The sequence below is a fragment of the Nocardia sp. NPDC059229 genome (genome assembly GCF_042754165.1).
Lineage (GTDB): Bacteria > Actinomycetota > Actinomycetes > Mycobacteriales > Mycobacteriaceae > Nocardia.
Genome location: NZ_JBHZAK010000001.1, coordinates 205,587 through 220,664, shown reverse-complemented (window position 1 = coordinate 220,664; position 15,078 = coordinate 205,587). Strand labels below are relative to the sequence as shown.

Annotated in this window: 17 protein-coding genes and 2 pseudogenes; 12 read left to right on the top strand and 7 right to left on the bottom strand. The window is 65.0% G+C overall.

Annotated features, from left to right (window positions below):
• The first annotated feature begins 312 nt into the window (after positions 1–312).
• From ACFXHE_RS01090 to ACFXHE_RS01035, 12 genes and pseudogenes are all read left to right on the top strand, one after another.
• On the top strand, positions 313–1,257 hold the full coding sequence (locus tag ACFXHE_RS01090; protein ID WP_379378579.1) for a hypothetical protein: 945 nt from the start codon (positions 313–315) through the stop codon (positions 1,255–1,257).
• Positions 1,258–1,389: 132 nt separating this feature from the next.
• Positions 1,390–1,803: a hypothetical protein gene (locus tag ACFXHE_RS01085; protein WP_379378577.1), complete on the top strand. Its 414-nt coding sequence runs from the start codon at positions 1,390–1,392 to the stop codon at positions 1,801–1,803.
• Positions 1,804–2,161: 358 nt separating this feature from the next.
• Positions 2,162–2,596, top strand: a pseudogene (locus ACFXHE_RS01080) (hypothetical protein); the annotation flags it as partial.
• 162 nt (positions 2,597–2,758) lie between these two features.
• Complete coding sequence (locus ACFXHE_RS01075; protein ID WP_379380322.1) at positions 2,759–3,025, top strand: trypco2 family protein; 267 nt, start codon at positions 2,759–2,761, stop codon at positions 3,023–3,025.
• 348 nt (positions 3,026–3,373) lie between these two features.
• The gene (locus ACFXHE_RS01070; protein WP_379378575.1) at positions 3,374–3,766 is read left to right on the top strand and encodes a hypothetical protein; all 393 of its coding nucleotides are present in this window, start codon (positions 3,374–3,376) and stop codon (positions 3,764–3,766) included.
• 21 nt (positions 3,767–3,787) lie between these two features.
• Complete coding sequence (locus tag ACFXHE_RS01065; RefSeq protein WP_379378573.1) at positions 3,788–4,687, top strand: NAD(P)H-binding protein; 900 nt, start codon at positions 3,788–3,790, stop codon at positions 4,685–4,687.
• A 143-nt stretch (positions 4,688–4,830) separates the two neighbouring features.
• A complete protein-coding gene (locus ACFXHE_RS01060) occupies positions 4,831–5,685 on the top strand; it encodes an alpha/beta fold hydrolase (protein WP_379378572.1) in 855 nt (284 codons plus the stop codon).
• Between the two features lie 187 nt (positions 5,686–5,872).
• Positions 5,873–6,013, top strand: a complete 141-nt coding sequence (locus ACFXHE_RS01055) for a hypothetical protein (protein WP_379378570.1) — start codon at positions 5,873–5,875, stop codon at positions 6,011–6,013.
• A gap of 72 nt (positions 6,014–6,085) precedes the next feature.
• Positions 6,086–6,781, top strand: a complete 696-nt coding sequence (locus ACFXHE_RS01050; protein ID WP_379378569.1) for a DJ-1/PfpI family protein — start codon at positions 6,086–6,088, stop codon at positions 6,779–6,781.
• 327 nt (positions 6,782–7,108) lie between these two features.
• Complete coding sequence (locus tag ACFXHE_RS01045) at positions 7,109–7,558, top strand: ester cyclase (RefSeq protein WP_379378567.1); 450 nt, start codon at positions 7,109–7,111, stop codon at positions 7,556–7,558.
• Between the two features lie 131 nt (positions 7,559–7,689).
• On the top strand, positions 7,690–8,139 hold the full coding sequence (locus tag ACFXHE_RS01040; RefSeq protein WP_379378565.1) for a cupin domain-containing protein: 450 nt from the start codon (positions 7,690–7,692) through the stop codon (positions 8,137–8,139).
• Between the two features lie 68 nt (positions 8,140–8,207).
• A pseudogene (locus ACFXHE_RS01035) lies at positions 8,208–8,844 on the top strand (hypothetical protein); the annotation flags it as partial.
• Positions 8,845–9,106: 262 nt separating this feature from the next.
• On the opposite strand, the gene ACFXHE_RS01030 reads toward ACFXHE_RS01035, so the two are convergent.
• The 7 genes from ACFXHE_RS01030 to ACFXHE_RS01000 all read right to left on the bottom strand — a co-directional run bounded on the left by ACFXHE_RS01030 (position 9,107) and on the right by ACFXHE_RS01000 (position 14,900).
• Entirely contained in the window at positions 9,107–9,835 is a 729-nt protein-coding gene (locus tag ACFXHE_RS01030; protein ID WP_379380320.1) for a hypothetical protein, read from the bottom strand.
• 103 nt (positions 9,836–9,938) lie between these two features.
• Positions 9,939–10,286, bottom strand: a complete 348-nt coding sequence (locus ACFXHE_RS01025) for a nuclear transport factor 2 family protein (protein WP_379378563.1) — start codon at positions 10,284–10,286, stop codon at positions 9,939–9,941.
• On the bottom strand, positions 10,273–11,226 hold the full coding sequence (locus ACFXHE_RS01020; protein ID WP_379378562.1) for an aromatase/cyclase: 954 nt from the start codon (positions 11,224–11,226) through the stop codon (positions 10,273–10,275). The genes ACFXHE_RS01025 and ACFXHE_RS01020 overlap by 14 nt, the downstream gene beginning before the upstream one ends.
• Before the next feature lie 28 nt (positions 11,227–11,254).
• Positions 11,255–12,028, bottom strand: coding sequence for an SDR family NAD(P)-dependent oxidoreductase (locus tag ACFXHE_RS01015; protein WP_379378560.1), 774 nt, complete (start codon positions 12,026–12,028; stop codon positions 11,255–11,257).
• Complete coding sequence (locus tag ACFXHE_RS01010; protein ID WP_379378559.1) at positions 12,025–12,339, bottom strand: acyl carrier protein; 315 nt, start codon at positions 12,337–12,339, stop codon at positions 12,025–12,027. Before ACFXHE_RS01010 ends, ACFXHE_RS01015 begins: the two co-directional genes overlap by 4 nt.
• A 42-nt stretch (positions 12,340–12,381) precedes the next feature.
• The gene (locus ACFXHE_RS01005) at positions 12,382–13,608 is read right to left on the bottom strand and encodes a ketosynthase chain-length factor (RefSeq protein WP_379378557.1); all 1,227 of its coding nucleotides are present in this window, start codon (positions 13,606–13,608) and stop codon (positions 12,382–12,384) included.
• Positions 13,605–14,900 carry a beta-ketoacyl-[acyl-carrier-protein] synthase family protein gene (locus ACFXHE_RS01000; protein WP_379378555.1) on the bottom strand — a complete coding sequence of 432 codons (1,296 nt, stop codon included), beginning with the start codon at positions 14,898–14,900 and terminating at the stop codon, positions 13,605–13,607. Before ACFXHE_RS01000 ends, ACFXHE_RS01005 begins: the two co-directional genes overlap by 4 nt.
• Positions 14,901–15,078 lie beyond the last annotated feature (178 nt).

Here is a 15,078-nt window from a genome sequence, read left to right as displayed (position 1 = left end):
GTCACCGACGACCGGCCCCGGCGGTAGGTCGTCGGTGTCGTGAACCGGCCAGCACAAGAACGCCGGAAGCGCATGTTCGGTCCCGCCCACCTCGCGGCCGTCCTGGACACCGAGCACGGCATTGTCGTGGCTCCGGCGACCGTCTACCGGGATGCTGGAGCGGCGCGGCCTGAACCGGCTAGACGGTATTGAGTGCCCCATACCGACAAGGATGAAATGCTTCACTTGGCAGGGCCCTCGACACATAAGTGTTGGACCTCGCCACCGACCCGTGTAGTCGAATTCCAGTGCTGACGGCGATGGGAGGGATCTGTGGTGATGCGACGTCGAGGCGCAGAACGGCTGAGTACACCGCCGCGCCAATTCCGGGCCGCATTGCTGACGAACAGCGTGTTGGTGGCGTTCTTCGGCGTGACCGAGCGAGTGTCGCCGACAACGTTTCTGATCAAACGAATGAAGAAGAACGCCCCGCCGCCTGGTCCTCGGGAGGACCCGGAACTCGCGGCCAAGACAGACGTCGTCATCGAGTGCTACATCCTGCTAGTCACCGCCGCACTTCTCGGCGGGTTGTTTCTAGCGTGGTGTGCGCCGACCTGGTCCTGGGGCCGCATACCCGTGTACGTCTTCCTCGTGGCTCTCGTGGGATTGCGTTGGCTCGAAATCGTCACCGCCACCCTCGAGCTGATCCTTGGTCGACTGACGATGCGGTACCTGTCGGTCCTCGCAGTGATCGTCGTGTACGTCACGCAGACAGTACTGATCTTCTCGATCTTGGCACTGCTGTGCGCCAGCGGTTTCACCACCGCCGGCGGCCATCACCCCGAAACACCGTTCGACGCCGTCTATCTGACGTGGAACACCATGGGGACGCTCGGCAACGCCTACGACGCCGACTCGGTACTCGCGCGAATAATCGAGATGTTCACGGGCCTGACCACGATAGCCCTGTTCAGCGTGATCCTCGCCTACGCAGTCGGACGGATCGGCCTCGACACCCCACCGGCTGAGCCCGCTACACCTGCTCTCGCCGACGAGCTTCCGACGAAGCATCCCACGGTATGGGAGTCGCTCGTGCTGCTGATGCCCCGCTGTCCGGTCATGACGGTCCGCGCGGACCCGGACCTACACGAGCGCGCCAAAGCAGCTGTCGCGCTGGTTGACTCCAACCTCAATGCGCATGTAGTGGCGTTCCTGCGCTGGCTGGCTCACGACACGGACGATCTACCGCCACGTCCACCTGCCGACACCAAGACCTGAGGCAGCACATCTAGCTGCTTCGGCGCCTACGGCACAAATCAGGCAGGTAATCGGCTTGCGGTGCCCGTTAGAGTCGGTGTGGGTCAAAAAACGCGGTCCACGAGTATGTTTTCGGGTTTCGCTGGGGGAGCAATGACAGATCCGGTCTGGTTGCAGCGTGCGCGGGCCACGCTGACGGCAGCAATATCGGGGGCACCGACAGTCGGGAATGAGGTTGCAGAGCTCATCGAGGACGATGCGGTCGGCAGTGACGGAATCACACTTGCGCTGCTGTTCTGGCTCGACAGTCTGATCGACAGATCTCCGTCGACGGCCGGAGCCAACCCTGTTCCGATGCCGCATATTTGGCCGACGGGCATGGCGCCTCCTCAGCGGTGGGCCTTACGGACGCTCGACGCACGAGTCACGAACGATGCCGACACCGCGAGAGCGCTCTGGTCCGAAGCGACAGAGGATTTCGACTGCTTCACCGAGTGTGTCCGGATGGTCGCAGTCCTGGCTGGGATGAGTCTGGGCGGCAGGCTGTCCCCGGACGCGCAGGATTGATCTCCGGCTGGCAGTCTCGGCTGTGGGAGTGTGCAGATTTGATACTTAGCTGTGGTGTCTCATGAAGTTTGATTCCACGGTGTCGAGATCGAGTGCGAGCTGTTCGGGCGCGATTAGCGGGATGACGGGCGCAACGATTCTTGTATCGGTGAGTCGGTAGGTGTTCAGCGGAACCCGGCTGATAGGTGGGCGGTGCCCGATGCCGGTGTGGGGCAGGGCTGAGAGAGCGCCGTAGAGTGGTAGGTCACGATGGAGTTTGGTGCGCGTGGGTCGCAATCCTGCCAGATTGTAAACCAATAGATTATGGAAAAATACTCCGTGACGTGCAGGGACTTTGCTGGTCTGCACATAGCTGACAGTGTTTGATCTCATAATCCATTGGTCGCGGGTTCGAGCCCCGCCCGCCCCACAAACCCTTTCACCTGCGGATACTCCGCCTCATTCTGTCGAGGCGGTCGGGTACACAGCACCTCCAGCTTTGTATTCTGCGCATGGAAGCGGCTCGCATGGGGGCGCTGGAACCGGACAATCTCCTTGCCGCAGAAGACATCATCGAAACCGACGACCGGTTCGACAAGATGGCACTGCCCGATGTGCCCGAACGGCTGGTTCCCGTTCCTGCCGACGAGGCACTACGAGCCTTTCAGAATGTGCTGGCACCGACTTCAACGCCTTACGAAACACAGCTACCACCCGACTCTTCGCCGACACTTGTTGCCGCGCAGGAGAAGTGGCTGGACTGAACATCGATGATCTCGGCTTCTCGGAACACGCCACGCTCGTCATCGGGAAGGGCCGGCGACCCCGATCGGTACCGTTCGGTGACAAGACGCGAACGGCGTTACGAAGGCGGGATCCGGCGCGTCTCGAGGTACGTCGGGGCGGCGGTCCAATATTCTCGGGTTCGACCCTGGAACTGGCTCGAGAAGAACCGTCAAGCGAGAGGCAGTGCGGCATGACCATTCCAGCCGATGGCAGAATCGAACTTTCGGACATGATCCGCTTCCTCAAGTCCGAGCTGGCCGCGGCCCAAGCGGGCTCGGGTGACGGATCCAAGTTGACGCTCGACGAATGCGCCATCGAGCTGAACATCGCCGTGAAAGACGAAGGGGAGGCGGGCATCAAGGCGTACGTCGTCGCCATCGGCGGCGGGATCTCCTCAGCGCAGACGCATAAGGTCAGCGCGAAATTCAAGCCCGCCGCCGCGGGCGATCCGAAGTAGCACATCTTCGAGACCGGCAGCGGTGCATAGCCGTCTCAGGTGACCGTCGGCTCGGTGAAGTCCAAGGGAACCCGACATTGCCCTACGTTTCACCGTCTCCCGGCAGTCGCTGGATCAGCGAGAACTGGGAGTCTCTCACCGAGACTCACCGCTTTGAATGGGTCCGGCGGTGTTCCAACCGAAGCCCACGGGTGCTGTCGGCGGTCTGTGGCTGCGCTGTACCGCAATGTCCGCATGGATTACCCATAACCCGGGCTGCCGGGCTATAAGGTTGCATGGTCATTGGTCACACATCGTGGGCGCGCGTCGGCGAGCCGGCTCGCTGCCGGATTTCACGGGAGGCGCGGCATGACATCGACGTATTTGGGGAAGCCGTACTACCCAGCGTGGCTGGATAACCTGGCCGACGACGTAACCGGGGAAGGCGCCGCGTGGGACGGTGTCATAGAGGGCGCAGAGGCCGTCCATGAAGTCGTGGTTGCCGCCCGCGAAATATACGAGTTCCAAGATTTTCACTACGCCGGCCCCTGTGGCGAGAACAGTTTCCTCGAGGACTACACCTCATCTGTACGCGGCGTACCGATTCACGTCATCGTCCTGGTCACCTTCAACGCCGCCGGAAAGGCCCAGCGCCTCGTGGTGAACCACCGTCCACGCAGCTCGGTGCTGCTGTTGTCCCGCTTGATGCTCGAGAGGTTCGCCGGCACACCCCTTGCCAAGCACTGGGAAAACACACCTTGAGGAGCGAGTATGAATGCGCCCTTGTACCTGATCACCGGGGCGGGTGGTGGCACCGGTGGCGTGAGCCGGCAGGTGATCGAGCAATTGCGGGAACGCGGGGATCGCGTTCGTGCGTTGGTGCACCGCGACGACGTCCGAGCTGAGCCGTTACGTGCACTCGGCGCTGATGTCGTAGTTGGAGATTTGACCGATCCGCGAGATGTGGTCGATGCGATGGCCGGTGCCGATCGCATGTTCTTTTCGATGGGTGTCTCTCCGGACTACCTGCAGGCAACGGTAGTCGTCTGCGACGCCGCGTTGGAGTACGGCCGCCTCGAGGTGGTCGTGAACATGTCCCAGATGACTGTTTCTCAAATGACGCTGACCAGTGTGGGAGAGTCTCGTCAACATCGACTGCATTACCTCGCCGAGCACGTCTTGAACTGGTCGGGTGTTCCGGTCGTGCACATCAGGCCGACGGTGTTCCTGGACAATCCGATATTCACCGGACTCGCGGTACCGTCGCTGCGAGAGCAGAATCTGTTGGCTCTCCCCTTCGGAACGGGTCGTACATCACCGATAGCTACCAGCGACGTGGCGCGCACGATTACGGCAGTGCTCGTAGACCCCACCCACCGCATCGGTGACGTCTACGAATTGACCGGCCCGGCGCGTTTGGACATCGATGGCCTGGCCGCCGAGTACACCCGGGGACTCAACCGGCAGATTCGCGGCACCGACATTCCCCACGAAACCTGGGTCCAGGAGGTCCTCGAGCCCCGAGGTCTGCCCGCGCACGTCGAGCAGCATCTGACCACACTGGCACTGCTACACCGCGCCGGACGCTACGACCGAGCCACCGACGACGTCGAAAAGATTACGGGACAGCCGCCATCCACGGTCGGTCAGTACATAGCCGAACACCCGGAGCTGTTCTCATAAAGGACGCCAGACGATGTGGCCGCCCTGGGCAAAACGCTGAACTCGATCGCCGGACCGAAAGTTCTTGTGGGCCATGCCTATGCGGGTGCGGTGATCGCAACACCTCGATTTCCGCATCCCTGAAGAAAGTGGGTCACCCAGTCATGTCCGCGATCCGATATTTGCAGGCCGATGTCGACGGATTTCGTGTGTCCTACCGCGAGGCGGGCACGCCAGGAAAGCCCAAACTGCTTCTACTGCACGGCTTTCCGACGTCCAGCCATATGTTCCGCGACCTGATCCCCTTGCTCGCTGACGACTTGCACCTCATCGCCCCCGACCTGCCGGGCTTCGGCGGTTCGGACATGCCGCCGCACGAGCAGTTCGCCTACACCTTCGACCACATCGCCGAGGTGATCGACCGCTTCACCGAAGTGGTGGGCTTCGACCGGTACGCGATGTACGTCTTCGACTACGGCGCCCCGACCGGATTCCGGCTCGCCGTCGAACATCCCGACCGCATCACCGCCATCGTCTCCCAGAACGGCAACGCCTACGTCGAAGGGTTGAGCGAGGGCTGGAACCCGATCCGCGCCTATTGGGAGAACCCCTCGGACGCCAATCGCCAAGCGCTGCGGCAGTTCCTCGCACCGGAAACCACCCGCTGGCAGTACACCCACGGCGTATCCGACGATGCCCTGGTTTCCCCCGACGGCATCGCCCTCGACAACCACTACCTGGCCCGCCCCGGCGCGGACGACGTGCAACTGGACCTGTTCCTCGACTACCGCAGCAACGTCGCCCGCTACCCCGAATTCCAGTCCTACTTCCGCACCCACACACCCCGACTCCTCGCAGTGTGGGGCAAGAACGATCCCTTCTTCCTCCCCGCCGGTGCCGAGGCTTTCCGGCGCGACCTCCCCGAGGCCCAGATCCACTTCTACGACACCGGCCACTTCGCCCTCGAAACCCACGTTCATGACATAGCCCGAGCCATCCGGTCGTTCCTCTCCGTTTGAGCGGCAGCGGTCATGGCCGGTCTGGCGGCCGAGTATCGAATCCTCGAGACCCGCCGCCTCGCCGACGATCTCGTGCCGCCGAAAATGCCGTGGGCGCACCGGGATACACGCGCAGTTCGGAAACGTCCTTATCAACAACAAGGTTCGCTCGTGGAACCCGAACAGTCCGCCCGCCGACTACCTGACCATGCTGCACTGCTTCGACACCCACCACGACATCCGCACCGCCGCCGTCGTTCTCGCCTTCCTGCTGGTCATCGCCACGACCGCCCGCGTAATCGGCACATCGATGCGCCGACCCGCCCCGGCCGCGGATCGCAGGCACTGACAAGCGCCCCTCGGGGATGAGCAGGACTGGAGGACAGGACAATTGGAACGACGAGTCGTATTGCGAGCGCTAATGGCTGCCGGCGGCGCCGCCACGTTCGCAACCACCTTGCCCAGGAGCGGCGCACCGGAAGCGAAGGCGGACGGACAAGGCCCAGCCGGGCCTCTCCGCGTCCATATCGTCATGTTCGACGGTGTCGAAGAACAGGATTTCATCGGACCCTTCGAGGTGTTCTCGCTCGCCGCGATGCTCGCCGAGCGTGGCGTGGACCTGCGGTACGTGACTACCGGTCAACCCGGAACGATCCGCGCTTCCTACGGCACCGTCGTGCAAGTCACCGAACCGTGGGCGCCCCAGAACGCCGATGTGCTCGTCGTACCCGGCGGCGGCTACACACACCGCGACGCGCCGGGCGTCTGGGCCGAGATCAATCGTGGCGTCCTACCCGAAGCCCTGGCCGCCGCGCCCCGCGCCGGACTGACGATCAGCTCATTGTGCACTGGCGCATTGCTTTTGGGCGCAGCCGGGCTGATCAACGGCCGCCCCTGCACAACCCATCACGGTGCTCTCGACACACTGAAACAACAAGGTGGCGTCCTTACGAAGGCACGCGTCGTCGACGACGGCGATCTGGTGACAGCGGGCGGCATAACCTCGGGAATCGACCTGGCCCTCTGGCTGGTGCGCCGCGAGCTGAGCGCCGAAACCGCGACCCGCGTCGAGGAGATCCTGGAATACGAGGCACGCGGGCCGATCTGGACCCGATGACCCAATCTCGATCCACCCGTTGACCCCTCCCTATCCTGATGGGGATTCAATTCGGGTTCGGAAATACGAGACGCGAAATCCTTGACACAACAAAGGATTTCGCGTCTCAGTGTGTTCGGGCACCCCGGCCGGTATTGATGCGTATCTGTCAAAGGTTCTGATTGGACGGTGGTCGTGAAAACTGGTGGTAGGGAACATGATTCGGTCTAATCCCGTGGAACCCGGCGGTCGCCGGCTGACACGGGACGACTAGCCACACCCGCAAGAATGATCGAGGCTAGGATGCTTGCGAGGGTAAGTGAGTCGACCACGTGAGGCGGCGAGCATATGGTGACCCAGGACAACGAAAGCCGATCCCTGTACCTGTCTTATCTCGGGTACTGCAATGAGCACGATTTTGACAGTATGGCGTCGTTTTATACATCGACCATCAAAGTCGATGACGTCCCTATGGATCCAGCCGCTGTTACGGCACAATTCTCTCCTCTTGTCTCCGGATTTCCTGATTGGCATTGGGAGATACGGCACCTCGTTGTCGATGGCAACTATATCGCGGTGCACTTCACGGTAACCGGTACCCATCGAGGGACTTTCCAGGGAATTGAGGCGACCGGCCGTCGGGTGACTATTTCGGAGTTCACTCTTTATCACCTCGAAGACGGCAAGTTCGCCGAGGTCTGGGACTACACAGATCTCGACGCGTTGATGAGGCAAATCGGGCAAGACGAGGCGCCGCTGACGGCCCCCACTGACGAAGCCGGTACCGCAGGTAGCTGACTTCGCACCCGTCCATTTGGTTTGACTCCAACTCCTGGAAGGCAGGCCGATGCCCCCCCACCACACCCTCGTTCTTAGAGGCACAACTTCCCGCCCTGTTGAGCAGCGGAAGAGACGCACCGGCGTTCTGGATGCTCGATCTGTTGTGGATTCCGCTCCTGGAGGCCCATCAAACCGGGGGCGTGTTTTCGGTCACCGAGCAGTGGATGCCGAAAGACTCTGGCGCACATACCAAGCACGTGCACAATGTCGACGAGTGGTTCTACGTCCTCGACGGCACCGTCGACTTCGAACTCGAGGGCGAGACGTCGTCGGGGCAAGATGGCGACTCGCTGTGGATTCCTCGGGGCACAGTGCACAGTTTCAACGTCACGAGCGATGTCTGCCGTGTGCTCAACGGCTATACCCCGGCCGGTTTCGAGCAAGTGATCAAGGGGCTCGCGCGACCGGCACCGAAGCGTGAGCTTCCCCCGAGAACTGAAGAGCCGGCGCCAGAAGACATCGCGGCAGCACAGTTCCTGTTCAGCAACTACTGGACCGCACGAGCCGACGATCCCTGGGCGAAATTCTTCGTCCGCTGATCCCGCGCCCGCATGGATAGCACGCTCAATTTCCGGTACCCACTGGAGAAAGGGGCTGATCGATCATCATGACCACGAAATCGTCCGTACAGAGCTTCACATACGATTTGGTGAGGTCGCTGCGCCTCACAACGATCTTCGGTAATCCGGGTTCGACCGAGGAGACATTTCTCAAGAACTTCCCGGATGATTTCACGTACGTTCTGGGGCTGCAGGAAGCATCTGTCATCACCATGGCGGACGGCTTCGCCCAGACCGGCCGTGCAGCCTCCTGCCGGACCCGTGTTCTTGTCCATCCCGCTCGACGACTGGAACCAGCCACTGGAAGGGCCCGCGGTACTGCGGGATGTCAGCACGACCTACGCACCCGACCCGGAGCGTCTGCGACGCTTCGCCGAGCGCATCATGGTGAGTCGGCGGCCCGCCCTGATTTTCGGGCCCGACGTGGACCGGGCCCGCGGGTGGGACGCCGGCATCGCGCTGGCGGAGAAGTTGCGGGCTGCGGTGTACAGTCCTCCGCTTCCGGATCGTGCCTCCTTCCCCGAGGACCACCCGTTGTTCCAGGGGTCGGTCGGTATGTCGGTCAAGGCCATCGGCGAACGGCTGGCCGGACACGATCTCGTCGTGGTGATCGGGGCCGAGGTCTTCCGCTACTACCCCTACGTACCCGGCGACATCCTGCCTGCCGGAACCGAGTTGCTACAGGGCTGCCATTCCGTCGACGTCACTTCCGCCGGAGACCTCGAAAAAGAGTTCCGGCTCGCGCTCGAATCCGGCACCACCACGGTCATCGTGGTGACCACCCAACCCGAGAAGGCCACACTCTGAGCGATCAGCAATTCCGGTTCGCTCGGGCTCGACCTCGTCCAGGTCGGCCGGTCACCAGACCCCATGCTCGCTGCCCACCAGCGCAAGTTGGCGCGATCGAAGGAGCCGCAGGGGGACCTGCGGCTTCTTGGGGTTCGGGCTACTTGGTGGCCGGTGGGGTGAAGGGTTGGTTGATGGTAGTGAAGTATTGGGCGGCGGCGAGGATGGCTACCGGGGCGGTGACGAGGAGTAGGCCGGCTACGGTGCCGAGGGGGGCGATGGCGGCGATGCCGCCGATGCAGCCGACGGCGGCGGCGGGGAGGAAGGGGCCGAAGAGGCCGACGATGGTGGCGGAGGCGGCTGCCGCGCCTGCTGCGCCGCCCAGGAGGCAGCCGACGGCGGCACCGCCCAGGCCGCCTACCAGGGTGCCGATGGCGGCGCCGGTGACGAGAGTGGTGCCCAGGCGGGCCCAGGCGGCTTGTTCACGGTCGTATTCGTTTTTCCAGGGCGCCTGGTTCTCGTAGGGGAGGGCGACGGGTTGGTAGACCGCGTGGTCGAGGTCGAAGCGTGGGGTGAGGACGGCAGTGCGGTTTGTGATGTCGGCGGTGATGGGGAAGACGAAATCGTCTACGCGGAAGGACAATTCGGTGCCGGCGAGGGTGGTGCCGTCGGCGGCTTTGATCTTGAAGGTGCCGTGGTCGTTAACCAGGGAGCCGGCGTCGGTGGTGACGGTCAGCGCGCTGTCGGTGCGGACTGCGGTGTAGTCGACTTGGCCGGTGGTGCCGGAGTCGGCATGCGCGGTACCGGAGTCGGCGTTGGCGGTGGCGGGTAGGGCGGTCAGGGCGGTGGCCGTGAGCAGGGCGAGGCCGATGTTCTTGTGCAAGAGGATGACTTTCAATTCGGGGTGGTGAGGATGGGGTCGTGGGTGATGCTGCGTTCGCGGACCAGCCACGAGGCACCGTGCGGAACGAGGTGATCGCGGATATCGGTGCTCAGGTGCAGCCGCGGGGCTGCCCGGGGCCGGCTTCGACGACCAGGGAGTAGAAGCGGGTGCGGATGGTTCCTTTTGCCGCGCCGTCGTTTTCGATGGTCAGGTTGCCCAGCCAATGGCGGCGCACGAGGCCCGCGGCGCGGAGTCGCTCCGCGGTGCGGCGCAGCCCGTCGGCGATCTCGGCCCGCCCGGTGTGGGTGGCGGCCCGCTGCGGATGGATCAACAGCCCGTCGGGTTCGAACTCGGCCGCCCATTCGTCGACGCGCCCGTCGTCGAGCAGGCGCAGGTGCGCGGCATAGAACTGCTGGAGGTCGACATAGAGCTGTCGGGTGCGGTCAGCGTCGGACATCGGAGCCCCGTTCGGTGGATTCGGCCCATTTCTTCGCGTTCTCGAGGGTGGACAGGGAATTGCGGCCCAGGGCGTTTCGAATGAAGGCCGTGGCATCGGCGAGGGTCTTGCCCGTGCCGAGGATCGAGGGGATCGCCTCGGTGATGAGGGCGACGGTGTGCTCGGAGGTCGCGAGCGTCCCCCCGTCGCGCGGTGTGAAACTCCAGCGACCGCGGTGCAGGGAGAGCAGCGCGGGCAGCCGCGTCTGCTTGTAGACGATGTCGCCGGAGTCGAGGACCACGCGCCACGAGGCGGTGGTGTGGACGTCACCGTCCGGTGTCCGGGTGTCCAGGCTCAGAAACTGGTGTCCGGGTACCGGTTCGGTGAGGGTGACGGCGTCGACGTGGGCGAGTCGCTCCGCCCACAGGTCGGCGCGGTCGATGAATTCCCGGACCCGCGCCGGTTCGGCGTCGATCCACAGCGAGTCCGCGAAGGTGACGGTGGCCTCGGGTCGCCGGGCCAGCGCCTCGGCCGCGGACTTGAGCGATTCGAGCTCCCGGGTCGAGTTGGTGTCGACCGCGGCCTCGATCCATTCCCGGGCTCCCGCGCTGTCGTCGGGAGAGAAGCTGTGCAGCAACAGCACTCGGCTGGTGTCGGCGTCGATCTCCTGCACCACCCATTCCCCGCTCATGGAGGCGACCGGGGGAGCGGAGACCACCTGCCGGAAGGTGATCCGGCGCTGTTCTGGGTCGAAGGTGCGGCGCGAGGTCCAGGTCTTCAGCGACTCGTTCGCGGTGGCCCACAGCCGGATGTGGTCGCCGGAGGCATCGTGCTCGAGCGTCTCCGCGTGGATGGTCGGCGGAAAGATGTTGGGCCAGTTGACGACCGAGCGCAGCGCGTCGTGCACCGCCTGGGCCGGCGCCGCGATCGTGATGGCGTGTTCGGTATGATGGAGGCTCATCCGAGCCACCTCCCAATCTCTCGGTGGCTCAGTAGTTGCCCAGTCCGCCACAGACATTGATGGCCTGCGCGGTGATCGGCGCGGCCGCGGTCGTGGTGAGATAGCCGACCAGTCCCGCGACCTCCAGCGGAGTCGAGTACCGCCCCAGCGGGATCTTGGCCTCGAACTTCTCGAGTACGGCGGCCTCGGTGGTGTTCCACACCTCGGCATAGCCGCGTCGGACCCGTTCGGCCAGTGGGGTTTCGACGTATCCGGGGCAGACGGCGTTCACCGTCACCCCGGTCTTGGCCAGTTCCAGTCCGAGCGCCTTGGTGAATCCGATGACGCCGTGCTTCGACGCCGAGTAGGGCGCGCCGAGCACCACGCCCTGCTTACCGCCGGTCGAGGCGATGTTGATGATGCGGCCGTCCTGAGCGTCGAGAATCCCGCCGTGCGACAACACTTCTCGCGTCACCCGGAAGGTTCCGGTCAGGTTGATGTCGAGCACGTCCTGCCACAGCGAGTCGTCGATGTCCCGGGTGACGCCGCCGCCGTTACGGCCCGCGTTGTTGACCAGCACCGTGACCGGTCCGAATCGCACGACCGCCGCCGCGACGAACGCCCGCACGTCGTCGGTCGATCGGACATCGGCGGCGATGCCGTCGATGGTGATGCCTTCGGCGCTCAGCTCCTCGACCGTGCTCTTGACCCTGTCCGCATCGCGGGCGTTGATGAAGACCTGATATCCGGCCAGGCCCAGCGTGCGGGCGATCTCGAGGCCGATTCCGCTGGTGGCTCCGGTGACGATGGCGTGCTTGCTCATGCGAGTGCTCCTGAGGATGGGTCGGAAGCGCCGGCGTCCTGGCCGGCCTGCTCCGCGAGGGTGGTGTTGACGAGCTCGAGAAAATCTCGAACGGTCACGGCGTCGACCACGGAACTGTCGAGAAGCTTGATCCCGTAACGGATTTCGATCTGGTTGGACAGTTCCAGGACCGCGAGGGAGTCGTATCCCAGGTCTTCGAATGAGCGGTCGGTGATGTCTCCGCTCAGGTCGATGGTCTCGTCTTCGCCGGCGACCCGCTGTAGTACTTCGCGCAGCTGGTCGGTGGTCACGGCTGGGTTGGCGGACACCATGTGCTTCCCTTCTCGGTCGGGTGCTGTTGGGGAGTGGGGTTTTCATCGGACGCCGCGCAGCACCACCGCCGAGGTGAACCCGCGCCCACCGCGGGCGAGCACGAGCGCGGCCGGTGTGGCCAGCTCACGCGGCTCCCGGACCAGGTCCAGGCGGGTGGGGCAGGGATAGTGCTCGAGGCCGGGGGTGGGCGGGATGGTGCGGCTGTCCAGCGTGAGGGCGGCCGCGGCGATATCGAGCGCCCCGCCGCCCGCGAACAGTCGTCCGGTCCCGGTCTTGGGTGCGGTCACTGGGACCCTGTGCGCGCCGAATACCGTGTCGAGCGCGGCGATTTCGTGATCGTCCTGTTCGCGGACTCCGGCCGCGTCGGCGAACACCACCCCGATCTCCCCGGGCGCGACGCGGGCGTCGGCGAGCGCGGCCCGGATGATCCGGGCCAGCGCCGGTGGCCGCGGTGAGCCGGGCCGCGGATCGAAACCGCTGGCATACCCGCTGATGTGGGCGTAGACGCGCGCACCGCGGTCGCGTGCCCGGTCCGGATGTTCGAGGACGGTCAAGGCGCCGCCTTCGCCGGGTACGAAACCCTCGGCGGTGTCGGCGAATGGCTGGTAGGCCCGTTTCGGGTCGGTGCTCGTGCTGACATTGCCCGCGGCGAGCGTGGCCAGCCAGCCCCACGGCGAGAGTACGGAATCGAAACCGCCGGTGAGCACCAGCGGGGTGCCCGCACGCACCAGCCGGCGCGCCTTACCGACCGCGTCGAGGCTGCCCGCCTGGTCGGCCACCACGACACTCGAGGGTCCGCGCGCGCCGTGCCTGATCGCGAGCTGCCCGGTGTTCACGGCGTAGAACCAGGCGAAAGACTGATACCCGCTGACATGGCGACTGCCCTGGGCCCATAGTTTCTGCAGCTCCTTCTGCCCGAACTCGAAGCCGCCGCTGGTGCTGGCGGTGACCACTCCGAGTTCGAAGTCGTCCCGGTCGTCCGGGGTGATGCCGGCGTCGCGCAGCGCGGCGTCGGAGGACACCAGGGCGTGCCGGGTGGAAATGTCGGTTTGCGGAAGCAGGCGGCCGGACAGCGGCGAGGGGTCGAAGTCGCGAATCTCCCCGGCCAGGGTGGCGGTGTACGGACTGGGATCGAAGCGGGTGATCCGGTCGATCGCCGAGCGCCCCGCGAGGGTGTTGCGCCAGTAATCCGCCACGGTGACACCGGTCGGCGCGTGGACGCCGATGCCGGTGACGGCGGGCTCCACCGTGGCCGCGAGTCCGGTCATGGCGCGACCAGCACTGCGGCACTCTGGAATCCGCCGAATCCGCTGCCGACGCTCAGCACGGTGTCGGTGCGCTGGCCGCGCGCGGTCAGCGGCACGTAGTCCAGATCGCAGCCGGGGCCCGGGTTGTGCAGGTTGGCGGTCGGCGGGATGACGTCGGTGTCGATGGCCAGCGCCGAGGCGGCCAGCTCGAGGGAGCCGACAGCGCCGAGCGAGTGCCCGATCATGGACTTGATGGAGCTCATGGGAACGCGCCGGGCATGGTCGGCCAGCGCCCTTTTCACCGCGGCGGTCTCGTGCAGGTCGTTCTGTTTGGTTCCGGAGCCGTGGGCGTTGACGTAGTCGACCGCGGTGGGGTCCACCCGGGCCTGGTTCAGCGCGGCGCCGATGGCCTCGGCCATCTCCACTCCGTCGGGCCGCAGGCCGGTCATGTGAAAGGCATTGCCGCGCGTGGCGAATCCGGCGAACTCGGCGTAGATGTGCGCGCCGCGGGCGCGGGCCCGGTCCCAGTCCTCGAGGATCAGGGTCGCGGAACCCTCGCCGAGGACGAAGCCGTCCCGATCCCGATCGAATGGACGCGACGCGTGTTCCGGGTCGTCGTTGTTGGGGCTGGTGGCCTTGATGGCATCGAAGCAGGCCACCGTGATCGGTGAGATCGGGGCCTCGCTGGCGCCGGTCACGACGATATCGGCGGCGCCCTCGCGGATCAGATCGGCGCCGTGGCCGACCGCGTCCAGCCCGGATGTGCAACCGGTGGAGACCACCGAGGTTGGTCCTTCGGCGCCGATCGTCCAAGCCAGTTCCGCGGCAATGGAACTGGGCACCAGGTAGTCGAAGAGCTGCGCCACCGCCCAGGCCGGGTCCACCAGCCATTCCCGGCCCTGATCGCTGACCAGGGAGTACTCGCGTTCCAGGCCCGTCGTGCATCCGACCGCACTGCCGATGCTGATGCCGATCCGCGCGGGGTCCACGGTGCCGAGATCGAATCCACTGTCCTGCAAGGCTTCCCGGGCGGTGGTGACCGCGAACTGGGTGACCCGATCCCAGGCCCGCTCCTCGCGCCGGCTCAATCCGTGGTCGTAGGGCCGGAAGTCGATCTCGCCTGCGATCCGGGACCGGTAGCCGCCGGTGTCGAACGAGCTGATCCGGCGGGTGGCGGTGCGGCCCGCGGTGAGCAGGTCCCAGAACTGGCCGGTGCCGACCGCTCCGGGAGCCAGTACGCCGATTCCCGTGATCGCGACCCGGCGCGGTCCGTGCGCCTTTGTTGTCTTTGCTTGCGTCCCAACGTATGCCATGTTCCATCCTTTCGAGTTCGGAACAACTGCCGGCGATCGCCACGACTTCGTGTCAGTGGCGTCGACACTCGCATCGGCTGCTGGAGGCGACGCCGACGAATGCTGGAGGACCACTGGAATCGGCTGCTCCAGCGATCCTGTAGGCGGTTGTCGGGCGGGTGTGGGCACAGTCGAGCGA

Excerpts from the sequence above, each read along its gene's own strand:
- ACFXHE_RS01085 (WP_379378577.1), top strand. The coding sequence starts at position 1,390 with ATGACAGATCCGGTCTGGTTGCAGCGTGCGCGGGCCACGCTGACGGCA.
- ACFXHE_RS01075 (WP_379380322.1), top strand. The coding sequence starts at position 2,759 with ATGACCATTCCAGCCGATGGCAGAATCGAACTTTCGGACATGATCCGC.
- ACFXHE_RS01070 (WP_379378575.1), top strand. The coding sequence starts at position 3,374 with ATGACATCGACGTATTTGGGGAAGCCGTACTACCCAGCGTGGCTGGAT.
- ACFXHE_RS01060 (WP_379378572.1), top strand. The coding sequence starts at position 4,831 with ATGTCCGCGATCCGATATTTGCAGGCCGATGTCGACGGATTTCGTGTG.
- ACFXHE_RS01055 (WP_379378570.1), top strand. The coding sequence starts at position 5,873 with ATGCTGCACTGCTTCGACACCCACCACGACATCCGCACCGCCGCCGTC.
- ACFXHE_RS01050 (WP_379378569.1), top strand. The coding sequence starts at position 6,086 with ATGGCTGCCGGCGGCGCCGCCACGTTCGCAACCACCTTGCCCAGGAGC.
- ACFXHE_RS01045 (WP_379378567.1), top strand. The coding sequence starts at position 7,109 with ATGGTGACCCAGGACAACGAAAGCCGATCCCTGTACCTGTCTTATCTC.
- ACFXHE_RS01040 (WP_379378565.1), top strand. The coding sequence starts at position 7,690 with ATGCTCGATCTGTTGTGGATTCCGCTCCTGGAGGCCCATCAAACCGGG.
- ACFXHE_RS01025 (WP_379378563.1), bottom strand. The coding sequence starts at position 10,286 with ATGTCCGACGCTGACCGCACCCGACAGCTCTATGTCGACCTCCAGCAG.
- ACFXHE_RS01020 (WP_379378562.1), bottom strand. The coding sequence starts at position 11,226 with ATGAGCCTCCATCATACCGAACACGCCATCACGATCGCGGCGCCGGCC.
- ACFXHE_RS01015 (WP_379378560.1), bottom strand. The coding sequence starts at position 12,028 with ATGAGCAAGCACGCCATCGTCACCGGAGCCACCAGCGGAATCGGCCTC.
- ACFXHE_RS01010 (WP_379378559.1), bottom strand. The coding sequence starts at position 12,339 with ATGGTGTCCGCCAACCCAGCCGTGACCACCGACCAGCTGCGCGAAGTA.
- ACFXHE_RS01005 (WP_379378557.1), bottom strand. The coding sequence starts at position 13,608 with ATGACCGGACTCGCGGCCACGGTGGAGCCCGCCGTCACCGGCATCGGC.
- ACFXHE_RS01000 (WP_379378555.1), bottom strand. The coding sequence starts at position 14,900 with ATGGCATACGTTGGGACGCAAGCAAAGACAACAAAGGCGCACGGACCG.